General features: G+C 71.0%; 16 protein-coding genes. 7 read left to right on the top strand and 9 right to left on the bottom strand.

Translation table 11 applies throughout. The annotated features are described in order from the left end of the window. Nucleotides 1-611: 611 nt before the first annotated feature. Entirely contained in the window at nt 612-1,100 is a 489-nt protein-coding gene (locus IE153_RS14705) for a hypothetical protein (protein ID WP_189590330.1), read from the top strand. On the opposite strand, the gene IE153_RS41605 is transcribed toward IE153_RS14705, so the two are convergent. Further along, on the bottom strand, nt 1,066-1,524 hold the full coding sequence (locus tag IE153_RS41605) for a hypothetical protein (protein WP_229829004.1): 459 nt from the start codon (nt 1,522-1,524) through the stop codon (nt 1,066-1,068). The genes IE153_RS14705 and IE153_RS41605 overlap by 35 nt on opposite strands. Before the next feature lie 340 nt (nt 1,525-1,864). Between IE153_RS41605 and IE153_RS14695 the strand changes: the two genes are divergently transcribed. Together IE153_RS14695 and adh are read left to right on the top strand one after the other, a co-directional pair. Further along, complete coding sequence (locus IE153_RS14695) at nt 1,865-3,088, top strand: sigma-54-dependent transcriptional regulator family protein (protein WP_189590149.1); 1,224 nt, start codon at nt 1,865-1,867, stop codon at nt 3,086-3,088. A 104-nt stretch (nt 3,089-3,192) separates the two neighbouring features. Next, on the top strand, nt 3,193-4,710 hold the full coding sequence (gene adh, locus IE153_RS14690; RefSeq protein WP_189590148.1) for an aldehyde dehydrogenase: 1,518 nt from the start codon (nt 3,193-3,195) through the stop codon (nt 4,708-4,710). Between the two features lie 17 nt (nt 4,711-4,727). Here the strand turns inward: adh and IE153_RS14685 are convergent, their stop codons facing one another. From IE153_RS14685 to IE153_RS14675, 3 genes are all read right to left on the bottom strand, one after another. Then, nucleotides 4,728-6,122, bottom strand: coding sequence for a DEAD/DEAH box helicase (locus IE153_RS14685; protein WP_189590147.1), 1,395 nt, complete (start codon nt 6,120-6,122; stop codon nt 4,728-4,730). 207 nt (nt 6,123-6,329) lie between these two features. Then, nucleotides 6,330-11,552, bottom strand: coding sequence for a family 43 glycosylhydrolase (locus tag IE153_RS14680; protein ID WP_189590146.1), 5,223 nt, complete (start codon nt 11,550-11,552; stop codon nt 6,330-6,332). A 228-nt stretch (nt 11,553-11,780) separates the two neighbouring features. Then, nucleotides 11,781-12,335 (bottom strand): class I SAM-dependent methyltransferase, encoded by a 555-nt coding sequence (locus tag IE153_RS14675; protein WP_229829003.1) that lies wholly within the window; start codon nt 12,333-12,335, stop codon nt 11,781-11,783. A 392-nt stretch (nt 12,336-12,727) separates the two neighbouring features. On the opposite strand from IE153_RS14675, the gene IE153_RS14670 reads away from it, so the two are divergent. The 4 genes from IE153_RS14670 (at nt 12,728) to IE153_RS14655 (ending at nt 16,280) form a co-directional block, all read left to right on the top strand. Next, entirely contained in the window at nt 12,728-13,183 is a 456-nt protein-coding gene (locus tag IE153_RS14670; protein WP_189590145.1) for a tellurite resistance TerB family protein, read from the top strand. Nucleotides 13,184-13,335: 152 nt separating this feature from the next. Next, entirely contained in the window at nt 13,336-13,551 is a 216-nt protein-coding gene (locus IE153_RS14665) for a hypothetical protein (protein WP_189590144.1), read from the top strand. 463 nt (nt 13,552-14,014) lie between these two features. Then, entirely contained in the window at nt 14,015-14,794 is a 780-nt protein-coding gene (locus IE153_RS14660) for a polysaccharide deacetylase family protein (protein WP_189590143.1), read from the top strand. A gap of 448 nt (nt 14,795-15,242) precedes the next feature. Then, on the top strand, nt 15,243-16,280 hold the full coding sequence (locus tag IE153_RS14655) for an AI-2E family transporter (protein WP_189590329.1): 1,038 nt from the start codon (nt 15,243-15,245) through the stop codon (nt 16,278-16,280). Between the two features lie 54 nt (nt 16,281-16,334). Here the strand turns inward: IE153_RS14655 and IE153_RS14650 are convergent, their stop codons facing one another. The 5 genes from IE153_RS14650 to IE153_RS14630 all read right to left on the bottom strand — a co-directional run bounded on the left by IE153_RS14650 (nt 16,335) and on the right by IE153_RS14630 (nt 22,937). After that, nucleotides 16,335-18,599, bottom strand: coding sequence for an ATP-binding cassette domain-containing protein (locus tag IE153_RS14650; protein WP_189590142.1), 2,265 nt, complete (start codon nt 18,597-18,599; stop codon nt 16,335-16,337). Between the two features lie 23 nt (nt 18,600-18,622). Then, entirely contained in the window at nt 18,623-19,963 is a 1,341-nt protein-coding gene (gene ccrA / locus IE153_RS14645; protein ID WP_189590141.1) for a crotonyl-CoA carboxylase/reductase, read from the bottom strand. A 64-nt stretch (nt 19,964-20,027) separates the two neighbouring features. Next, a complete protein-coding gene (locus IE153_RS14640; protein ID WP_037818769.1) occupies nt 20,028-20,363 on the bottom strand; it encodes an antibiotic biosynthesis monooxygenase family protein in 336 nt (111 codons plus the stop codon). Nucleotides 20,364-20,407: 44 nt separating this feature from the next. Further along, on the bottom strand, nt 20,408-21,898 hold the full coding sequence (locus IE153_RS14635; protein ID WP_189590140.1) for an NDP-hexose 2,3-dehydratase family protein: 1,491 nt from the start codon (nt 21,896-21,898) through the stop codon (nt 20,408-20,410). Nucleotides 21,899-22,112: 214 nt separating this feature from the next. Then, nucleotides 22,113-22,937 (bottom strand): SDR family oxidoreductase, encoded by an 825-nt coding sequence (locus IE153_RS14630; protein ID WP_189590139.1) that lies wholly within the window; start codon nt 22,935-22,937, stop codon nt 22,113-22,115. Between the last annotated feature and the right edge of the window lie 2 nt (nt 22,938-22,939).

Genomic DNA, 22,939 nt, shown 5'->3' with positions numbered 1-22,939 from the left:
AGGACTCTGCCCGGACCGGTCGGCGGTGGGCACGCGCACCTCATCAGTTCCCCCGTCATCCCCGTGCGGTTCGGTTCGCACAGGTCAAGCAGCGCGCTTGTGACTCCTGATGTTCAAGTGCTCAACCCACCTTCTTGCGTGTGGAGTTGACCGAACAAGGCGGGTTCTGGCCAGCACGGAGGGAGGTTTCGTGAAGGCAAAGTTCCCGGATCCGCACATCGCGCCCGCGCGCCGCCGTGAACCGGTCCACACCTCCTGCACGCCGAAGGGCCGGCGGCGCGGACGGCATGCCTGCGAGACCCGCATGTCCGGCGGCGCGCCCCGGCGCTCCTCGAGTTCTCCCCGAGTCGCACACACCCTTCGGTGGCCGAATTCCTCGGAGCGGCATGGATGCGCACGAAGTTGATCGCGGCCTTTCGGGCCGCACCTTCGAGTGCCCTCTTTCGACCGGGACATGCCCGACCCAAACGCCAGACCGCGCCACCCCTTCCGACCCGTAGAAATATCTACGAGCATGGCTACGGCCGTGCGGCACGCGGAACCCCGCGGGTCACCGGCCCGTGTTCAGCGCGCGCCCGACCGCGGCGCCGTCGACTGTGCCTGGGGTGGCCATGCAGAGCGTCATGTGGAAGCAAGCCGTCGAGTGGCTCGCCGCAGCCGCCACGGACCCCCAGGAGTGCAAACGGGAGTGGGACTACGGCGCGGGAACGGTGCTCGTGGAGTCCGGGCGGTACTGGGACGTGCTCAGCGTCCCCGACCGGCTCGGCCTGCTCGCGCTGGACCTCCTGTGGCGCGACCCGCGGAAGGTGCCCGGCCCCACCCTGGTGGACTGCGCGGCCCGCAGAGTGGGGTTCTTCCTGCCGCCCGATCCGGTCAGCGAGTGGGTCGGCTTCGGGGTGCGGCACGTGGGCCGGGGCTCGTGGGTCGCCGTGCCGCCGCCGTACCGGCCCGCCGGTCGCCTGGAGTGGCTCGTGCCGCCGGACGGAACCGGCACCCTGCACACCCCGGGCACCCTCGAGACGGCCCTGCGGGAGGCCAGCGGAACCCTCGCGGTGCTGGCGCCGGTCAGCGCGGAGCCGGTGGCGTCGGACGGCTGGTGAGGCGGGCGCCGGACGGAGGCACCGTCGCCGCGGGGGGACGGCCGGGGCCGGGCCGGGTGCCCGCGGCGCCGACCTGGCCCGGGTGCCGGCCGGCGGCGGGGTGGGGAGTGACGGCCGGGTGAGAAGCGGCGGGCGAGTGAGGACTTGGGGCCGGACGGGGGCCGCCGCCGGGGACGACCGGGCCCATGTGCCGGCCGGCGGCCCATGAGGTGACGGCGGTCCAGGTCTCGCTCTCGGCCGGCGCGGCGAAGGAGACCCACTGGCCGTCGCGGTGCTCCGGGACCGTGTGGCCCCGCGCCTCCCACTCGGCGACCAGGGCCGCGTAGATCGGCGGATGTCCCGCGTACCCGCTGGTGAGTTCGGCGTACGAGCGGGGCGCGGCGTCGTTCCCCGGAAGGCGCCGGGCCGTCTCCGTGCTGTCCATGCCAGGGGAACGCGGCGCCGCACACCGGTGGTACGCGTGCCGGGCCCCGTCCGTCGGGTCGAGTGAACCCGTCACCCGTACGGCGGCACGCCGACACCGGACAAACATCCAGTCAGGCGGTCGCCCGTTCAGAGGCGGGGACGGTTCCCGGCCACACGGCGGTTCCAGGCCAACGGGTCGCCCCCGGCGGCCTCATGTCGCCCCTGGCCGTCTCATGCCGCCCCCCGGCCGCCTCATGCGGAACAGTTCTGCCGGGTCCGACGGAGTTCTCGACCGGGACGGGCCCGTCCGGTCAGACTGACCTCACGCCGAGAATCCGGTACGACGGCAGGGAGAGGCCATGTCACAGCGCCCTGACCTCCACCAGCGCAGGGCCGTGCTGGAGCACGAGTGGTCCCGCTGGGTGCCGAGGCTGAGCGTCCCGGGCTCGCGGCCGGGCGGCACCGCGACGCTGCGCCACGAGGTGACCGAGTCCTGGGCGCGCTCGCTGGGCAGCGTGGACCCGGGCCGGGAGAGCGCCCCGGTCACCGACGGCGGCCAGGTGCACCAGCGCTGGACGTCCTCACCGCTGTACCGGCCGGTCTCCGCCCTCGCCGGGGAGCTGCACAGCATCGCCGAGGACGCCGGGTTCGTCACGGCGGTCACCGACGAGTCCGGCACCATCCTGTGGACCTGTGGCGGCCCGACCATGCGCCGCCAGGCGGAGCGCGTCAACTTCGCACCGGGCGGCCGCTGGGACGAGCAGGCCATGGGCACCAACGCGCTGTCCCTCGCCCTGCGCACCGGCCGCCCCAGCTCCGTCTTCTCGGCGGAGCACCTGGTGTCGGCCCTGCACGGCTGGGTCTGCTACTGCGCCCCGGTGCACGGCCGGGACGGCCGCGTCCTCGGCGTACTGGACCTGTCCACGACCTGGGACCAATCACACCCCCTGGCCATGTCGACCGTACGGACACTGGTGTCCAGCATCGAGGCCCGCCTCACCACACAGGAACCCGGTGCGGGACACCTGCGGCTCAGCTGCCTGGGCGTCGAGCGGGCCGTGCGGGACGGACAGCAACTGCACGTGCGTCCACGCCAGTTGGAGATCCTCGTCCTCCTCTCCCTCGAACCCGGGGGCTTCTCCGCGGAACGACTGCACGCAGCCCTGTACGGCGACCGCCCGGTGACGTCGTCGACCTTCAAGGCGGAGATCTCCCACCTGCGCCGCGCGCTGGGCGGCGCGATCTCCCCCCGCCACTACACCCTCACCGACCCCGTGTCCTGCGACGCCGCCGACGTCCTGCGCGCACTGGAGCAGGGCGACACGGACACGGCCCTGCGCCGTTACGGCGGCCCGCTGCTCCCCCGCTCCGAGGCCCCCGGCATCGAGGAGTGGCGCACGCGCATCGAAGTGGCGGTACGCGACGCCGTGCTGGCGAGCACCCGCCCCGAGCACGCCCTGCGCTACGGCGAACGGGCCCCGTACGACGCGGAGGTCCACGAGCACGCGCTGCGGCTGCTCGGCCCGGGCGACACCCGCCGGGCGATCGCGAGGGGCCGGCTCGCGACGGCCCTGCGCGGCTGACGGACGCCGGATCCGTCACTGCGCCAACCTTGCGCCAACCTCCCGGGAGCACAGTGAGGGCGTCCCAACCCGCCCCGCACCGCACTTCACCGAGGAGAGCCGCCATGGTGTACGCGCAGCCAGGAACCGAAGGCAGCATCGTCACCTTCGCCCGCCGCTACGACAACTTCATCGACGGCGACTGGACAGCGCCCGTCGAGGGCCGCTACTTCGAGAACCCGACGCCCGTGACCGGCAAGGCCTTCTGCGAGGTCGCCCGTTCCACGGCGGCCGACGTCGACCTCGCACTGGACGCCGCGCACCGGGCGGCCGACCAGTGGGGCCGCACGTCCACGACGGAACGCGCGAACATCCTCAACAGGATCGCGGACCGCATCGAGCAGAACCTGGAGAAGATCGCGGTCGCCGAGACGTGGGAGAACGGCAAGCCGGTCCGCGAGACCCTGGCCGCCGACATCCCGCTGGCCGTGGACCACTTCCGGTACTTCGCCGGAGTCGTCCGCGCCCAGGAGGGCAGCATCGCGGAGATCGACGCCGACACGGTCGCGTACCACTTCCACGAACCGCTGGGCGTGGTCGGCCAGATCATCCCGTGGAACTTCCCCATCCTCATGGCCACATGGAAGCTCGCCCCCGCGCTGGCCGCGGGCAACTGCGTCGTCATCAAACCGGCCGAGCAGACCCCGGTCAGCCTTCTCTACGTCATCGACCTGATCGCCGACCTGCTCCCGCCGGGCGTGGTCAACGTCGTCAACGGCTTCGGCGTGGAGGCGGGCAAGCCGCTGGCGTCCAGCCCGCGCGTGGCGAAGGTGGCGTTCACGGGTGAGACGACCACCGGCCGCCTGATCATGCAGTACGCGAGCGAGAACATCATCCCCGTCACCCTGGAGCTGGGCGGCAAGAGCCCGAACATCTTCCTGCCCGACGTCATGGCCGCCGACGACGACTTCCTGGACAAGGCGGTCGAGGGCTTCGTGATGTTCGCCCTCAACCAGGGCGAGGTCTGCACCTGCCCGTCGCGCGCCCTGATCCATGCCTCCATCTACGACGACTTCATGGCCCGCTGCGTCGAACGCACCCGGGCCATCGTCGGCGGCGACCCGCTGGACCCGGCCACCATGATCGGCGCGCAGGCGAGCAACGACCAGTACGAGAAGATCCTCTCCTACCTCGACATCGGCAGGAAGGAGGGCGCCGAGGTCGTCACGGGCGGCGGCCCCCGCGCGGTACCGGGCCTGGAGGGCGGCTACTACATCGAGCCGACCATCTTCCGCGGCACCAACGACATGCGGATCTTCCAGGAGGAGATCTTCGGCCCGGTCGTCTCGGTCACGACGTACGACTCGGTCGACGAGGCCCTGAAGACAGCCAACGACACCCTGTACGGCCTCGGCGCCGGCGTCTGGACCCGCGACGGCAACACGGCCTACCGCCTGGGCCGCGAGATCAAGGCGGGCCGCGTCTGGACCAACTGCTACCACGCGTACCCGGCCCACGCGGCGTTCGGCGGCTACAAGAAGTCGGGGATGGGACGCGAGAACCACAAGATGATGCTGGACCACTACCAGCAGACGAAGAATCTGCTGGTGTCCTACTCGGCGAAGAAGCTGGGGTTCTTCTAGAAGGCCCAGGAAGGGGCTCAGCCGCCGCGGCGCACCCGGGCCGCCTTGCGGGCCTCCGCGAGCTTGCGGGCCTCATCGCTCTTGCGGGACGACCTGCCACCGGAGCCGCTCTTCGCGTCCTTGGTGGTGCCCAGGCCGCGGAACGGGGCGTTGTGGTTCTTGGGCCGGCCTGCGGCGGCCCCGCCGTCGAGCGGCTCTCCGGAGGGGGCCTTGGCGCCGGTGATCCGGCTGAGCTCCGCCTCTCCGGACCGTACTTTGGTGACCTTGGGAGTGACGGCGGCGTCGGTCATGACCTGGCTCGTCTCGCGGCGCTGCCCCGGCAGGACGAGTGTCACGACGGTGCCGAAGCGGCCGGCCCGGGCCGTGCGGCCCGCGCGGTGCAGATAGTCCTTCGGGTCGGTGGCCGGGTCGACGTTGACCACGAGGTCGAGGTCGTCGATGTGCAGGCCGCGTGCGGCGACGTTCGTCGCCACCAGCGCGGCGATCTGCCCGTTCTTGAACTGGGCCAGGGTCCGGGTGCGCTGCGGCTGGGACTTCCCGCTGTGCAGCGCGGCGGCGGCCACGCCGCTGGCCCGCAGGTGCCGCGTGAGCTGGTCGACGCCGTGCTTGGTGTCCAGGAAAAGCAGGACGCGGCCGTCCCGGGCGGCGATCTCCGTGGTCACGGCGTACCGGTCGGGGCCGTGCACGACGAAGACGTGGTGCTCGATCGCGGACACCGCACTGGAGGAAGGGTCCACGGAGTGGACGGCGGGGTCGCGCAGGTAGCGCTGCACCAGCTGGTCGACGTCGCGGTCGAGGGTGGCGGAGAACAGCATCCGCTGCCCGTCGGCACGCACCTGGTCCAGGATCTCGGTGACCTGCGGCAGGAAGCCCATGTCACACATCTGGTCGGCCTCGTCCAGGACCGCGATGCGCACCCGTCCCAGTCGGCAGCCCTTGCGTTCGACGAGGTCGTGCAGGCGGCCGGGCGTGGCGACGACGATCTCGGCGCCGTCCCGCAGCGCGGCGGCCTGCCGTCCGATGGACACGCCGCCCACCACGGTCGCGAGCCGCAGCCGCAGGGCCTCGGCGTACGGGGTGAGCGCCTCACCGACCTGCTGCGCGAGCTCCCTGGTGGGCACGAGGACGAGCGCCAGCGGCTCCTTGGGCTGCGCGCGCCGCCCGGCCGTCCGGGCGAGCATCCCCAGGCCGAAGGCGAGCGTCTTGCCGGATCCGGTGCGGCCCCGGCCCAGGACGTCACGGCCCGCGAGCGCGTCCGGCAGCGTCGCCGCCTGGACGGGAAAGGGAACCGTCACACCGTGCTCGTCCAGCGTCCGCAGAATCTCGGCGGGCAGCCCCAGCTGCGCGAAGGACGCCACCGAGGGCGGCGCCGAGTCCTGCGGCCGGGCATCGTCACGTACTGATTCGCTCACTGAAAGCCTTCCTCCGAAGAAACCGAACCGAGGAAGGCGCGGCGGGGACGCGGTCACCGGCCGGTGACACGGAACAGGGCACCGGCGCGGTGAGCGGCAAACAGCCAACGCTAGCACGGGGCGCTGCGCGGGAGATGCGGAGCGAGGAAGGCCCGGGCCGCCGGGACCGGGCTCTGGGGCCCGGTCCCGGCGACTCACCGAGTGCTCCTACTTGCGGTGTCCGACCGTGATGACGCCCTTGGTCTTCGCACCGGTCCTGTTGTCGTACAGGACATCGCCGGTGGACTTCTTCCAGATCTTGATGCGGAAGGTGTCCGGGCCGTCGGTGGCGGTGACCCTGAAGACGTAGCCGCTCTTGCCGCCCACCGTGCCGGTGCCCTGGTAGACGGCCCGGGAGCCGTTCACCACGAGCCAGTCGGAGCCGGTCGAGCGGAAGGTGAGCCGGGCGGGCCCGAAGACGAACGTGGCCTTGCCCGTGGGGACGGTGGCTCCCTTCCGGTACTGGGCGGCCAGGGTGAACGCCGCCTTTCCGGTCAGTCCCGGCCTGCCCGGGTAGGCACCGGCCGGCGAGGTGATCGTGCCGGCTCCGGCGGCGGGTCCGGCGGACCGGTCGTAGACGATCAGTTCCGCGAGGGTGGTGGTGTCCGTGCCCGCGTCGTCGTCGGTGACCGTGACGACCGGGCGGTGGAGGCCCGCATCGTCGTAGACGTGTGCGGCGCGGCAGCCGGAGCCGGTGACCGTGCCTGTCGTCGGCCGGCCGCCGTCCTTCCAGTCGACCTTGCAGGTGTGGCTGTCGGACGTGCCCGGGTCGTCGAAGGACGCGGTGACCACGGCTGCCTTGCCGGCCGGGAGGGGCGCGCCGGGGCCCTTGGCGGACGTGATCGTCGGGGCGGCGTTGGAGACCTTGACGGTGGTGGTGTCGGTGGAGCGCCCGCCGCTCAGGGTCGCCCGGAAGGTGCCGTCGTCAGTGCAGGTGACGGTCGTGCGGGCCGCCGCGGGGTCGTCGACGGTGCACGGGGCGCCGTCCTCGACGGTCCACTGGGGGGTGCCCGCCCCGGAGACGGTGCCGGCGAGGGTGATCGCCTCGCCCTCGGTGCCGGTGGCGTCCGGCCCGGCGTGGACGACGGTGACCGGGTCGATGCCGCCGAGGGTCGGGACGACCTTCTCGATCAGGCCGTCGGATCCGAACTCCAGCTTGTCGACGGTGGTTTCGCGGTGGGTGCCGTCGCCGCCGGGGATGGCGAAGCGGTGGTAGGCGATGTACCAGTCGTCGGTGTTCGGGACGTGGACGACGGAGTGGTGTCCGGGTCCCTTGATGCCCAGGGACAGGTCCTTCTCCAGGATCACGCCCTGCTTGGTCCACGGGCCGGTGGGCGAGGGACCGGTCGCGTAGGCGACACGGTAGTTCTCGTCCCGGGTGTCGTTCTCCGACCACATGAAGTAGTAGGTGCCCTTGCGCTTGATGACGAAGGTGCCCTCGTTGTAGCCGCTCGGGGTGATGTCCGTGACCTTCGCGGTGTCGATCGAGGTCATGTCGTCGCCCAGCGGGACGACGTAGGCGCGGCCGTTGCCCCAGTAGAGGTACTGCTTGCCGTCGTCGTCGGTGAAGACCGCCGGGTCGATCATCTGGCCGCGGAAGTCACCGGCCTTCAGCAGGGGCTTGCCCAGGGCGTCCTTGAAGGGGCCGGTGGGCGAGTCGGAGACGGCCACGCCGATGTTCGCGTCGGCGCAGAAGTAGAAGTAGTACTTCCCGTCCTTCTCGGTCATCGCCGGCGCCCAGGCCCGGCTGTCCGCCCAGCCGACGTCCGGTCCCAGGTCGAGGATGACGCCGTGGTCCTTCCAGTGGACCAGGTCCGTGGACGAGTAGGCCTTGAACTGCGTGCCGCTCCAGCCCTCGAAGCCGTCGGTGGTCGGGTAGATGTAGAAGGTGTCGCCGAAGCGCACGATGTTCGGGTCGGCGTTCAGCCCCGGCAGGACCGGGGTGTTCATGATCAGCGCCGAGACCTTCCAGGTGCGCTTCTTGCCGTCCGACCCGGTGACCTCGTAGGTCACGGGCTTGGTGAAGTCGTGCACGCTGCCGGATGCGGGGCTGACGGTCGCGCCCTCGGCGAGGGTGAACTCCGGTGCCAGCGCGGTGAGATCGGTGCCCGCCTTCATCGGCAGGGTGATCGTGCCGGCCGCGTTGTCGACCAGCGCGTCGACCTTGAGCGCCGGGTGCGTGGCCTTGGCGATGCCCGCCGTGTTGCCGCTCAGTCGCATGACCTCGGTGCCGGTGAGAGCTCGGCCGTAGATGCGGAAGTCGTCGACCTCGCCGCCGAAGTACGGGTCGGCCGCGTAGAGGGACCGGCCGATGTAGCCGCTGTAGTCCTTGGCCGCGCTGTACAGCTCGGACGGCTTGATGGTGGTCGTGGTGCGGGCCGCCTCGATGCCGTCGGCGTAGAGGACCATCGTGCCGGTGGCGCCGTCCAGCGTCACCGTGACGTGCCGCCACTGGCCGGGCGTGAGCTGCGAGCCGGCCGTGAGCTTCGACTCCGCCGACCAACTCGCCTTCGTGATGGCCGAGTAGAGGCTGGATCCGCCGTTGGACGGAGTGGCGAACAGGTACGTGTCGCTGTCGGGGCCGAGCCCGAACAGCCACTGGAAGCCGCTGCCGCCCTTCCACTTGGCGTACGTCGACACCGTCACGCTGCCGGCGTTCTTCAGCACGCCGTTCGGGATCTTCACGTACGGCGAGTCCGAGCCGCCGGACATCTTGAACGAGCCGCCGTCGACACCGGTGCCGAAGTCGGGCGTACGCACATAGGTGCCGTGGTAGCCGTGCCCGCTGGAGTCACGGGCGATGGTGCCGCCTGTCTCGTCGAAGTCGTAGTGCAGGAGCAGGTCGGCGGGGACGTCCGGTCCTTCCTCGGCCACGGTGACCTCGGCCCGGACCGGGATCGCGGTGCCGTCGGGCAGGCTGCCGGTCACGGTGAAGGTGCCGGCCTGGGCGTACTTCGACACCGGTACGTCCTCCCAGGTGACCGCGATGGGACGCTTGACGCCGTCGGCGTACTCGGCGATCACCGTGGCCGGCAGAACGGGGGCGTCGCCGACCCGGGTCTTCACCGACACGTCCTCGACGCTCTTCACGATCTGGTCGGGCTGGTAGGCGCGCAGCAGCCGGTCGTACTCGGCCTGGGTGACCGGGAGCACGGTGCCGTGGCGGGGCTTGGCGGGCAGGTCGTAGCCGGTGGAAGGGGTCCAGCTGCCGGAGTCGAGGTCGGTCGTCTCGAACGGGATGTAGCCGCGGCCGCCGAACTCGTCGAGGAACGCGTACCACTTCTCCTCGGTGTTGGACTTGAACACCAGCGGTCCCTCGGCGGCGTTCATCGCGCCCTTGCCGATGCCCTCGGCGACGGCGGTCCAGGACGGGTTCAGGATCGAGTCGCTCTTCTCCTCGAAGATGAACTTGCTGTTGGGGGTGGAGGAACTGTTGTTCCGCTCGTCCTTGGACAGCCGGTAGTACGTGCCGTCGTGCCGGATCATCGTGGAGTCGATGACCGAGTAGCCGCGGTCGATCCAGACCTTGGGCTCGCTGAAGGTGTAGAAGTCGCGGGTGGTGGCGTACATCATGCGGTTGTACGTGTCGCCGGAGTGGTCGGCGTCGTCGTACAGCTTCGACGCCCAGAAGACGACGTACTCACCGCGCTCGGCGTCGTAGAACGCCTCCGGCGCCCAGGTGTTGCCCGCGCTGTCGGGTGAGACCTTGACCAGGCGCTGGTTCGTCCAGTGCACCAGGTCGGTGGACTCCCAGACCATGATGGACTTGCTGCCGGTGCGCTGGGAGGCGTCCCAGTCGCCGTTGCCGTAGATCCTGAGGTCGGTGGCGATCTGGTAGAACTTGTCGCCCTCCGGGGAGCGGATGATGAACGGGTCGCGCAGGCCCTTCTCGCCCAGCGTGGAGGTGAGGACCGGCTTGCCGTCGTTCAGTTCGCGCCAATACAGCGGGTCGTTGCCCTTGCTGAGGGCGGCGTAGAGCTGTTCGCCGTCGGAGGTGCCCTCGCCGGTGAAGTAGCTGAACATGTAGCCCTTGAGGGGCGCCTCGGCGGGGAGTTCGGGCACCTTGGCCGTCATGACCCGGGTCGCCTTCGCGTCGCCCTTGGTGACGGTGGCGGTCAGTTCGACCGTCGTGGTGCCGTCGCCGTGCGCGGGGCGGTGGACCCCGCCGTCGGCGGAGACGACGTCCGGCTTCGCGGAGGACCAGGTGACGGCCGTGCCGAGGGCACCGCTCCCGGGGAGGGTGAGGTTGCCGCGGGCGTCGTCGAGGTTGTGGACCGTGAGCGCCTCGGCGGCCTGCCGGACGGCGGCCGCGTCGTCGAGTGCGGGCCGGACCGTGACGTCGAAGGTCTTGGTGCCGGTCACGGTGCCCTTCTTCAGGGTCGCCGTGAGCGTGGCGTGGCCGTCGGGTGAGCCGGCCTCGGGGCGGGTCACTTTGCCGCTGTCGGACACCACGGACGGGTTGTCGCTCTTCCAGCTTATGGCGGAGCCGCCCGCGGGGCCGGTCCTCGGCAGGTCCAGATCCGAGGTGACGCCGCTGGTGTCGCCGAGGCCGAGGGCGTCCTTGTCGTCGGCGACGCCCTGCGTGGCGACGGGGAGGGAGAGCTGCTCGACCTCCGAGCCGTCCAGGGCCCTGTCGTACACCCGGAAGTCGCGTATCCGGCCCTTGAAGAGCTTGTCGCCGTCGTAGACGGACTTGCCGATGTAGTTGGCCTTGGTGGTGCCGGAGCCGATGGCGCCGGGCGTGGTGGTGACCGAGGTGTTGCGGCCGACCTCGACGCCGTCCTCGTAGAGCACGCCCGTGGAGCCGGTCTGGGCGTAGGTGACGTGCTTCCACACGCCGCGGGTCAGGTTGTGGGAGTCGGACGGCTTGGTGGTCTGCTCGGTCGACCAGTTGCCCGTCGCGACGGAGGTGCGGAAGGAGTTGCCGGTGGTGAACAGGTAGCCGTTGCCGGTGCCCGCGTTGGTGTTGCCGAAGCCGTAGAGGAAGTAGGGGGTGCTCTGGGCGGAGTCGATCAGCACGTCCATGGAGACGGTGATCGCGTTCATGCCCTTCATGACGTCGTCCGGCACCTTGATGTAGGTGTCCGATCCGTTGAAGGCGAGCCCCTGGCCGGATGCCGACCAGTCCGCGGTGCCGCTGACCGTGCCGTCCCGGCCGTTGCCGGAGGCGTCGGTGGCGGTGCCGCCCGAGGTCGCGTCGAGCTTGTACCAGAGGGCCAGGCCGTCGGTGATGTCCGCGGCTTCGGCCGCCGGGGCCTTGGGGGCCGTCGGTGCCGCGTGTGCGGAAGCGGTGGGTCCGGCGAGGGTGAGCAGCATCGACGCGGCGGTCAGTCCGGCGAGATGGCCCGCCCGGCGTCTCGCTCGGCTGCGAAGTCGTGCGACGTGCGTCATGTCGGGGTTCCCTGCTGAGGCATGGCTGATGACGGACAAGGCGGAACGAAAAAGGACGAGCGGCCGACGAGGCGACGGCAAGTCCTTGCCGTGGGCCTGCCGTTGCACGCAGGTGACGTGTGTGGCGAGAGTCTCAGCGACGCCCGGGGCAGCGTCAAGAGGTTTCGAACAATGTCCGACAGGTCGAACATGCGTGACGAAGCGACCCGGGTCGCCGAGTGCCGTCGGTCAGCGGGGGATTCGCCTCGCGGGCGTATCAGCCCTCCCCCTCGTCGCCACCACGGCCCAGGTGCGGTGCGGGACGTGGACGACCTCGCCGGGGAAACGGTCACGCAGCACCCGTCCGAGGGCCTCGTCGAAGCGCTCCACCTCGTCCGGCGGCAGGCTGGCACCGACCCCGGCACTGGCCCGGATCCGGCCCCGCCACGCCTCGGGCGGGTACGGCACGTCCAGGTCGAAGGAGAAGGTCTCGATGCCGGTGAAGCCCGAGGTGGCCAGGTCGGTCAGCCAGCGGGGGTACAGGCCGGTGCCGCCGCCCAGCGTCCAGGCCGGATTGAAGGTGAGGATCAGCTCCTCGGTCGCCTCGACCACGTTGCCCGGCAGGGGCAGCCAGTCGAAGTGGGCGATGACCACCCGGCCGCCGGGGCGAAGCAGCCGCCGCATCTCGGCCCCGGCCTTCGGCGCGTCGAACCAGTGCCAGCACTGACCTGCCGTCACCAGGTCGTACGACACGTCCGGCAGCCCCGTCGCTTCCGCCGTGCCCACCCGGTAGTCGATCTCCACCCCGGCTTCCCGGTCGAGTTCCCGGGCCTGTTCGAGCAGGGCCCCGCCGGGTCCAGGCCGGTCACCCGCGCCCCCGCCAGCGCGAACAGCCGGGCCAGGGCGCCGGTTCCGGTTCCGACGTCGAGCACGTCCTTGCCGGGGAAGGCGATGCCGTGCCGGTACAGGTGCGAGACGAGCTGAGGGGGGAATCCGGCGCGGTGGCGACCGTAGTCCCGCGCGGTGAGACCGAAGTCCGGACGGAACGAGCCGGTCATGGCGGGTCTCCGTTCTGCCGGGCTGCCACCCGGGCGCAACAACGGTCGTTCATCGGCGCCGGGAAGCCGGGGCTTTCGCGGACGAGGACTGGTAGCTTCTACAGTGTTGTAGAAGCTACCGACGCTTATGGAGTTCTCATGGCCCTGTGGGACCGTCTCAAGGAATCCGCCTCGACGATGCAGACCCAGCTGATCGCGAAGAAGAACGACCTGAAGAGCGGCGCCTTCCGCGACTCCAGTATGGCCATGTGCGCCCTGGTGGCCGCCGCCGACGGCACGGTCGACCCGTCCGAACGGCGGCGCGTCGCCCAGCTCATCGCCACCAACGAGGTGCTGCAGAACTTCCCCGCCGACGACCTGCGCCGCCGCTTCGAGGACAACCTCGACAAGCTGACCGCCGACGTCGACTTCGGCAAGGTGAGCGTCATGCAGGAGATCGCCAAGGCGAAGAGGAAGCCGGCCGAGGCGCGGGCCGTCGTCCAGATCGGCATCGTCATCGGCGGCGCCGACGGCGACTTCGACAAGGACGAGCAAGCGGTGGTCCGCGAGGCGTGCTACGCCCTCGACCTGCCGCCGCACGAGTTCGACCTCTGACCGAGCGGGCCTGGGGGCCAAGGGGCCAAGGGGCCAACGTGATGTTCCCCGGCTGTGTCGAGCGGCAGGGGCGCGGGGATTCGGCCATGCTGGGGCTGTTCGGCGCTGTTTGGTGCTGTTTGGCACTCCCTCCGCACGACAAGGAGCCCCGCATGCCCACGGACCCGCTCGGACGATTCCTGGCAGCTCTGGACCCGGAGCACCGCCAGGCGATCGGCGCCAGGCCGCGCCAGGAGCAGGAGCGCCTCGCGGCGGCCTGGGAACGGGAACTGGAGGCGGACGACGAGCTCGACACCCTCGACGAACTGTCGCCGCCCGCGGCTGAGGCCGAGGCGGCCCGCCGCGTCCTGGAGCGCGAGACCGACTAGGGCCGCGCCGTGGGGCGGTCGGGGCTTTGCGGGCACGGCCCAGGGCGCACCGGCTGCCCCTCCTTCCCGCCCGGACGGCGTGCGGTGCGACTCCTCCCGTCCGCGTAGGCTCAATACCGTGGTGCTGCACAGGACTTGAGGGGCGGGGAGCACGACACGGGACGAGCCGATCCGGCCGGTGCTGGTGCTGGTGCGGGAGCGCGATTGAACGCCCGAGCCGGTCACCGCCCCGACCCTCCCCGTCCGGGCCTCGCACCCCACCTCCGCGATGGCCGCCGCGGCCGTCCGCGCCTGGATCGAGGGCGGGGTGTCCGCGGACCTGGCGTGAGCGTGCCGAGCGGGCCGTCGGGATACCGCCGAGCAGCAGGATTGTCCGTGATCCGTAACAGACGGATCCGCCGGCCGCCTTCCGCCCTCTTGCCGTATGCACGGGCTCCACGGCGACGGCGAAGGAACAGAGGACATGGTGCGAAACGGCGGGCGGGGATGGTACGCCAAGGTGCTGGCGGCGGCGCTCGGGGTGACCGCGGTGGCCGGCCTGAGCTCGTTCTGGAACGCGCAGGTCGGTTCCGGCGATGAGCGATCCGCCCAGGGCGTCGCGGCGCCCCCCGCCCCGTCGCAGGGCCGGAAGACGGCGCCCGTGGCGGCGGGCATCGTGCACGCCTCGGACGCGGGTGCCCGCGGCGTCAACATCACCATCGACGACGGACCGGACCCCGCCTGGACCCCCGAGGTGCTGCGGGTGCTGCGGGACAACGGCGTGAAGGCCACGTTCTGCATGGTGGGCACGCAGGCCCGCGCCCACCCGGACCTGGTCAAGGCGGTGGTGGCGGCCGGGCACCGGCTCTGCGACCACACGGTCTCGCACGACGTCACCATGGACCGCAAGTCCAAGGCCTACCAGTCACAGCAGATCCTGGACGCCGAACGCATGATCACCAAGGCGTCCGGGGGCGTCCGCCCGCTGTACTACCGGGCGCCCGGTGGAGCCTTCACCCCCTACAGCCGTCACCTCGCCGCGTCCCACGGGATGCGCCCGCTGGGCTGGAACATCGACTCCAAGGACTTCGAACGGCCCGGCACGGAGGCCATGGTGGCCACCGTCAAGAACGAGATCTCCAACGGCCCGACCCTGCTCTTCCACGACGCGGGCGGAGACCGCTCGCAGACCGTCGCCGCCCTGCGAGAGGTCCTGCCGTGGCTGAAGGAGCAGGGGTACTCCTTCGGCTTCCCCGTGCGCTAGCCGACGGTTGGTGAGGCGTTCGGCCGGTTTCGGGGTCCCGGCCACCGTGAGGGCCTCGGAGGTGGCGGCCGTGTCCGTGATGTGGAACGCCCGGATCAGCCCTGGGCGCGTCCGTTCCACCACGGCCAGAGCGTGCGTGGTGGTGAGGGGAGGGGCTCCCCGTCCGGGGCGCTGACGGTGGACTTGCGGTGGGCGGGCCGGGTCGTCGCGGATCGGGCGGTCGCGGATCGGGTGGTCGCGGACCGAGTGGTCGCGGGCCTGGTGGGTGGCGGCGCTGCTCGGAACGCCGCGCTCTGCTGCGCCGTCCGCCGGGCCGGTACCGGCCTTCGGGGGAATTGCGGGCCGGTTCCGCTGTCCGACGGCCGGTGGGTGGTACGGGCATGAGGTGTCGACGCCCCCCGATCCACCCGTCTCGGCGCCGCCGGACCTGAACGACGCCGAGTCGCGCGTGCCGGGCGTCTTGCGGACCGCGGCCGCGTACGCGTGGCGGCTCATCGCGGTCGGCATCGTCGTCCGGGTCGCGTTCTCCCTGCTCGGGCAGTTCCACCGGGTCGCCGTGGCCGTCTTCCTCGGTCTGGTCATCACGGCGGTGCTCCGTCCCGCGGCCGGTCTGCTGGCGCGGTTCATGCCCCGGCCGCTCGCGGTCGCCACCGCCCTCATCGGCGGCATCGTCCTCGTCCTCGGGGCGCTGGCCCTGGTGGGTGAGACCGTGGCGGACCAGCGGACCGGTCTTGAGAAGGAGTTCGTGGCGGGGATCGACCGGATCGAGCGTCGGCTGGAGGACCCGCCCTTCCGGCTGCCCCCGGACGCGTTCGACGATCTCCAGTCCCGGATCGGCAAGCTCCTGTCGGACCACCGCTCCACCCTCATCAGTACGGCGCTCAGCGGCGCGAGCAGGCTGGTCGAGGTGCTGACCGTGCTCGCGCTGGCCCTGTTCTGCGCGGTCTTCTTCACGCACTCCGGCGAGAAGCAGTGGCAGTGGCTGTGCGACCAGTTCCCCGAACGGGCCCGGCATCGGGTCGCGGTCGGGGCCGGGGCGGCGTGGCGGACCTTCACCGGGTACACCCACGGCATCCTGCTGGTGGCGGCGACCAACGCGGTCCTCGTGGGCATCGCGCTGTTCGCCCTCGGGGTGCCGCTCGCCGTGCCGTTGGCCCTGCTGGAGTTCATGGCCGCGTTCATCCCCCTGATCGGCTCGCCCATCGCCCTGGCGGTCGCGGCGGTCGTCGCCCTGGCGTCGAAGGGACCGCTCATCGCCCTGGTGGTCATCGCCCTGATCGTGGTCATCGGCCAGATCGAGGGTCACCTCCTGCACCCCATCGTGATGAGCTGGGCCGTCCGTCTGCACCCGGTGGTGGTCGCCCTGGCGGTGGTCGGCGGAGCGGTGGCGGCGGGGGTGATCGGCGCGGTGGTGGCCGTACCGCTGGTGGCGGTGGTGTGGTCCGTGTACCAGGCGCTGCGGGGACCCCAGGGCGAACCGGCCTGAACACCCCCTCCCGCGGTGCCGTGCCGGGTCGGCACCGCGGGAGGGGGAACCGGATCAGGCGCCGCAGTACTGGCGCAGGTACGCGCCGGTCACGGAGGCGTCGGACTTCAGCAGTTCGCGCGGGGTGCCGGTGAAGACGATCTCGCCGCCGTGCTTGCCGCCGTCCGGGCCGAGGTCGACGACCCAGTCGGCCTGCCGGACGACGTCGAGGTTGTGCTCGATGACCACGACGGTGTTGCCGCGGTCCACCAGCCGGTTCAGCAGGGCGACCAGGGTGTCGACGTCCGACATGTGCAGCCCGGTCGTGGGTTCGTCGAGGACGTGGACGGCCCCGGTGCGGTGCAGGTGCGCGACCAGCTTCAGCCGCTGCCGTTCACCGCCGGACAGGGTGCTCAGCGGCTGGCCCAGGGTGAGGTAGCCCAGGCCCACGTCCAGCAGCCCGGCCAGCTTGTCGTGCACCTCGCGCTCGTGGAAGAACGCCACGGCGTCCTCCGCGGACATCTCCAGCACGTCCGCGATGGACCGGCCGCGCAGGGTGTGCGCCAGCACCTCGTCCTTGAACCGCCTGCCCTCACAGGCCTCGCAGCGTGTGCGCACCGGATCCATGTAGGCGAGCTCGGTGACGATCTCACCACGGCCCTTGCACTCGTCGCAGGCGCCCGCCGAGTTGAAGCTGAACAGGGAGACCGGCGTCTTGGTCGCCTTGGCGAACAACTTGCGGATCGCGTCCATCACGTCGAGGTGGCTGGCGGGTGTGGACCGGGAGGACGCCTTGATGGGCGACTGGTCCACGAACACGGCCTCGGGGTACGCGGCCATGAAGGCACCGGCCATCAGGGAGCTCTTGCCCGAGCCCGCCACGCCCGTGACCGCGGTGAGCGTGCCGGTGGGGATGCCCACGGAGACGTTCTTCAGGTTGTGCAGAGCGGCGTTCTCGACGCGCAGTTCACCGTCCGGCTCGCGCACCGGCTCCTTCACCCCGCCGATGGCGCGCAGTCCGGCACCCGTCGGGGTGTCGGCCTGCCGGAGGGACTCGAAGGACCCTTCGAAGACGACCTCGCCGCCGTGCACACCGGCGCCCGGTCCCATGTCGACGACGTGGTCGGCGATGGCGATGACGTCCGGGTCGTGTTCGACGACCAGAATCGTGTTGCCCTTGTCGCGCAGCTCGCGCAGCATGTCGTTGAGCCGGCCCACGTCCCGCGGGTGCAGTCCGGTGCTCGGCTCGTCGAACACATAGGTCATCCCGACGAGGCTGCTGCTGAGGTGGCGTACCGTCTTCAGGCGCTGCGCCTCACCGCCGGACAGGGACGTCGTCGCACGGTCCAGGGACAGATAGCCCAGGCCGACCGTCTCGATCCGCCGCAGTGCGCTGAGGACGCCCTCGGCGATCGCGCCGGCGACCGGGTCCTCGACGCCGCCGAGGACCTCGATCAGGTCGCTGACCTCCATGCGCGCCCAGTCGGCGATGCTGTGGGACCCGGCCCTGGCCTCGAGAGCCGTCGGGTTGAGGCGGGCCCCTTCGCAGGCCGTGCACACGCCCATGGTGATGAACCGCTCGATGTTGGCCCGCCCCCGCTCGCTCAGTGAGCTCAGGTCGCGCTTGAGGTTGGTGCGGGTGAAGCGCGCCACCACTCCTTCGTAGTTGAGGGTGGCCGTGCTGTTCGCGGTGCTCACCGTGACCTTGCCGCCGCTGCCGTACAGCAGCATCTGCCACTCGTCGTCCGTGTAGTCGCTCAGGACTTTGGCGGTGTCGAAGTGGCCCGAGTTGGCGTACTGCTGCCAGTCCATGCTCCCCACCTTGTGGGTGGGGAGCTGGATGGCGCCCTCGTCGAGGGACTTGGAGCGGTCCAGCATGCGGTCCACGTCGACGCGGCGCGCCTGGCCGAGGCCGTCGCACTCGGCGCACATCCCCTGCGGGTCGTTGAACGAGTAGAGGGACGGCGGGTGGTAGGGGGTGGCCAGGCGGGAGAAGAGCACCCGGACGCTGGAGTAGATGTCGGTCATCGTGCCGACCGTGGACCGGGCGTTCCCGCCGACCGGCTTCTGGTCGACGACGACGGGTGAGGTCAGATTGGCGATGACGTCCGCGTGCGGACGCTGGTACTTGGGCAGCTGGTTGCGGATGAACCAGCTGAACGTGCCGTTCAGCTGCCGCTGCGCCTCCACCGCGATGGTGTCGAACACCATCGAGGACTTGCCCGAGCCGGACACACCGGTGAAGACGGTGATCTTGTTCTTGGGCAATCGTAAGGAGACGTCCTTGAGGTTGTTCTCGCGGGCGCCGACGATGACGATGTCGTCTTCTGTGTTTCGCATGCGACGGTGTACCGGAAGGCCTTTCAGTTCACGGGGACGGAGGGTCGGAACGGGTTGAGGACGGTGGGGCCGCCGAGCGCGCTGCGCCGCTCGGGGTCGGTCACCCCGAGCCCTTCGCGCGGCGCGAGGCACAGGACGCCCACCTTGCCGGTGTGCCGGTTGAGCTGGACCCTGCGGGCCGCCTCGCCGACCTCGTCGAGGGCGTGCACCTCGGACAGCACGGGGACGAGCTTGCCGAGGTCGAACAGCCGGTTGCACTCGGCCTGTTCCATGAGGTTGGCGGCGTGACTGCCGACGACGCGCTTGGAGTGCATCCACAGGTAGCGGTTGTCGAACTCGTGCTGGTAGCCGGTGCTGGAGCCGCAGGTGACGACCGTGCCGCCGCGCCTCAGCACGAAGACGGAGAGCCCGAAGGTGGCCCGGCCGACGTAGTCGAAGACGACCGCCGGGTCCTCTCCGACGGCGTTGCGGATGGCGCGTCCGAGCCGTTTGCCCTGGGCGATGATCTCGTCGCCCGTGCCACCGCCGCCCAGTCCGAGCTCCGTACGGTCGAGGACCACGTCGCAGCCGAGGGCGCGCACCGCGCGGGCCTTGTCGGGTGAGCCGACCACGGCGACGGGTATGCCGCCCGCCTGCTTGACCAACTGCACCGCGAAGGCGCCCAGTCCGCCGGCCGCGCCCCAGATCAGCACGACGTCGCCGAGCTTGATCCGGGCGCCCTTGTCGCTGATCAGCATGCGGTAGGAGGTGGCCGCGGTGAGCATGGAGCTCCCGGCCTCCTCCCAGGTGAGATGCCCCGGCTTCGGCAGCAGCTGGCTCGCTTTCACCACGGCGTAGTGGGCGAGGCCGCCGAAGTTGGTCTCGTAGCCCCAGATGCGCTGGGCCGATCCCAGCATGGCGTCACCGTGGGTCGCCGGTTCGTGGTCGTCGACCTGGACGCAACTGACCACGACGTGGTCGCCGGCGCTCCACCGGGCGACGGCGGCCCCGGTGCGCACCACCACGCCCGCCGCGTCCGAGCCGACCACGTGGTAGGGCAGATCGTGACGTGCCGCGAAACCGCCCTGCCGGCCGAGGCGGTTGAGGAAGCCGAAGGTCGGCAGCGGTTCGAAGGTCGCCGACCAGACGGTGTTGTAGTTGACGGCGCTCGCCATCACGGCCACCAGCACCTCGTCCGGGGCCGGTTCGGGCAGGGGCACGTCGTCGACGCGGAGTGTCTTGCGTACGTCCTTGTCATCGACACCGGTGAAGATCCCGGTGTCCTCGACCCGCAGGCAGGCTGCCCGGTAGCTCTTCGGCAAGGGGGTGTTCAGCAGATCGGCGGGCGGCGCGTCCGCCAGCACTGCCGCGCTCAGCTCGTCCACGGGGACCGCTCCTCTCGTCTCACCGAAGCGTCGGCCGCGACCGGCGCGGTGGGGCGCCCGGGTGTCATGCCGCCGGTGCGCCGTCGCCGAGGTAGCGATGCCGTTCGACGTACAGCTCGGAGCTGGACTCGGCCAGTTGCCGCAGCTCCTCCACGTGCTCGCGGAAGCCCGGCCGGGTGACCGCGGCCCGCAGGGCCGGGGCGTTCTCCCAGCGTGCGATGTTCACGTAGCGCTGGGGGTCGTCGACGTCCCGGGACAGGGTGTAGCCGAGGATGCCCGGCTGCACCGTCATGAACTCGGCGACGCGGGCGAACGCCTTCTCGAAGGCGTCCGGATCGCCGGAGACGGTGAACCTGTTGACGAACGTGACGCTTCCCGCGCTGTCGCCCGGAGCGGCCATGGTGGTCTCCTCTGTGGTGGGGAACGCTGAGGTCGAAACGGTGGTCAGTGTCGGGACGCCGTCTCGAGGTCCGGTCGAAGTCCGGCGGACAGCGCGTGCAGGCAGGCGACGAGGCTGCGGGCCTCGACGTTGAGGTAGTGGCTGTGGCACAGCAGTTCGGAGAGCTGCGCCATGGTCACCCAGCGGTAGCCGGGCCGCGGGGCGTCGTGGTCCTCGCCGCTCTCCACGACGAGGTACCGGTTGCGGGCCTGGAAGAACCGCCCTCCTTCCTCGGCGAGAACGGTGTCGAAGCGGATCTGCTCCGGCCGGGCGGACAGCACCTCGTTCAGGTACGGGGGCCGTGCGCGGTCCGGCAGCACGTCGTAGTTGGACGGTGTGCACTGCACGGTGGGCGCGAGTTCGGCGGTGTCGACGAACCCGGGCTGGGCCTTGGCCTGCACGAGCAGTTCCAGGACCCCCTCCCGTTGCCGTACGAGGAAGGCACACACGCCCTGGTCGCACGGCTCGATCAGGGGCTGGGACCAGCTGCGGACCTCCCGTCCTGCCGCCGAGACGGTCACGCCCATCACGCTGAAGAAGGCGCCGTCCTCGTGCACGATCCTGCCGTCGGCGAGCCGCCACCGGTCCACGTCCCGCAGGGGGACGGGGACGACGCGGTCCTCGCTCCCGGAGCGGATTCCGCTCAGCCAGCCGAGCAGCTCCCGGCTCTCCTGCCGGTCCGTGGCCCCCGGCTCGCAGGACCGGACGAGGGCGGCCGTGAACGGGTCCGGGGCGGGCCCGCCGTTCAGGTCCGAGAGGCCGGCGGCGGCGAAGGGCAGGCAGGACAGCACGGTGCGCGCGTCCATGTTCACCAGATCGTCGACGGCCAGGAGCCGGTGCAGCTGACCCAGGGTCAGCCAGCAGAAGCCGTCCAGCGTCTCCAGGTCCTCGGTCACGAGCACCACCATGTTGCGGTTGCGCTTGCGGTAGAACCAGGCCCCCTGTTCGGACTGGCGGACATCGGCCAGCACATGGTGGCGGGACGTGTCGAGGAAGTGGTCGAGGTAGGGCACCCGACTACCGCCGTGCACCCGCGTGAAGTTGCTGCGGGTCGCCTGCACGGTCGGTGACAGTTGCAGCCCGCCGGGGTTGCCCGGCTCGTTCTTGGCCTGCATCAGGAAGTGCAGGACGCCGTCGAACTCCTTGGCGAGGATGCCGAGGACGCCCACTTCCGGCTGGTCGAGGATGGGCTGGCGCCAGCGGCTGACCGGCGCGCCCGGGGTGTGCACCTCCAGTCCGGTCACGGCGTAGAACCGTCCCGATTCGTGGCGCAGGTCGCCGGTGGCCGGGTCGGTGCGCCAGCCGGCGAGCGCGTCCAGGGGTACCACCCCCACCTCCATCGCGAACCGCCGTCCGCAGTCGGTGAACCAAGCGTGGAAGGCGTCCAGGTCCGCGAGGTGACCGGAGGTCGCCAGGGCGGACCGTGCGATCCGCAGGGACGGGGAGTCCCCGGGGGACTCCGGCCGGCGCGCGGCCGACGGGACGGTTGCGGTCAAGGCGGACTCCCGAAAGATGCCTGATGGCCCGACAGGTCGTCCGCCACGGTGGTCACGGCTGCTCGACGATGCCCACAGCGGTGGTCGAACTCGCGGCGCCGGGCGGAAGGGGGCCGGGCGGGCGGGGGATTCCCGCCCGGCCCTGTCCGGGTGCGGTACCGGCCGGCCCGGGTGCCGTCGGTGCCGCTCGCGGCGCGCTGTGTTCGCGCCGTGGTCAGCCGCCGAAGGCGGCCGCGTTCTCCCGCACCCACTGGGCGAAGGTCCGGGCCGGCTTGCCCGTGACCTTCTCCACCGTCGGCAGCACGGTGTAGCCGGCCTCCGGCGGGTTGGTGCGCATCATGATGAAGAACTCGATGTCCTCGTCCGAGTAGCCCTGTTCGCGCCACTGCCCGACGATCTCGTCCTGGGACAGCTCGACATAGCGCACCTCGCGGCCGAGGGCCTCGGCGATGATGCGGACCTTGTCCGGAGGGGTCAGCGCCTCGGGGCCGGTGAGCCAGTACTCCTGGCCCGCGTGGCCGTCCGCGGTCAGGGCGACCGCGGCGACCGCGGCGATGTCCGCCTCGTGCACCATGGCGCTCTTGGCCTCGGCGAACGCCTCGCGGACGACGCCCTCGGAGGTGATGGACTCGGCCCATTCCAGAGCGTTGGACATGAACTCCACCGGCGAGAGGTGGGTCCACTCCAGGCCACTGGCCTCGACCGCCTCCTCCAGCGGGCTCTTCTCCACATCGCCCTTGAGCACCGTCACCCGGCGGACGCCGGCCTTGCGCGCCAGTTCGGCGATCTCCACGCCGTTCGTCAGCGGGGAGAAGTCCTCGCCGTTGAAGCTGATCAGGTGGGCGGCGCTCACTCCGTCGAAGGCCTGGGCCAGGCTGGCGGTGTCCGCCAGGTTCCCGGCGACGGCCTCGGCGCCGGCCGGCAGATCGGCCTTGGCGGGATTGCGGGTCAGGGCGCGCACCTGGTGTCCCGAGGCGAGCAGCTGCTCCACGAGGGGACGTCCGACGTTGCCCGTGGCACCGGCTACGAGAATGGTCATGG

The sequence above is a fragment of the Streptomyces massasporeus genome, assembly GCF_014648995.1.
Classification (GTDB): domain Bacteria; phylum Actinomycetota; class Actinomycetes; order Streptomycetales; family Streptomycetaceae; genus Streptomyces; species Streptomyces massasporeus.
This window is presented reverse-complemented; position numbering and strand designations above follow the sequence as displayed.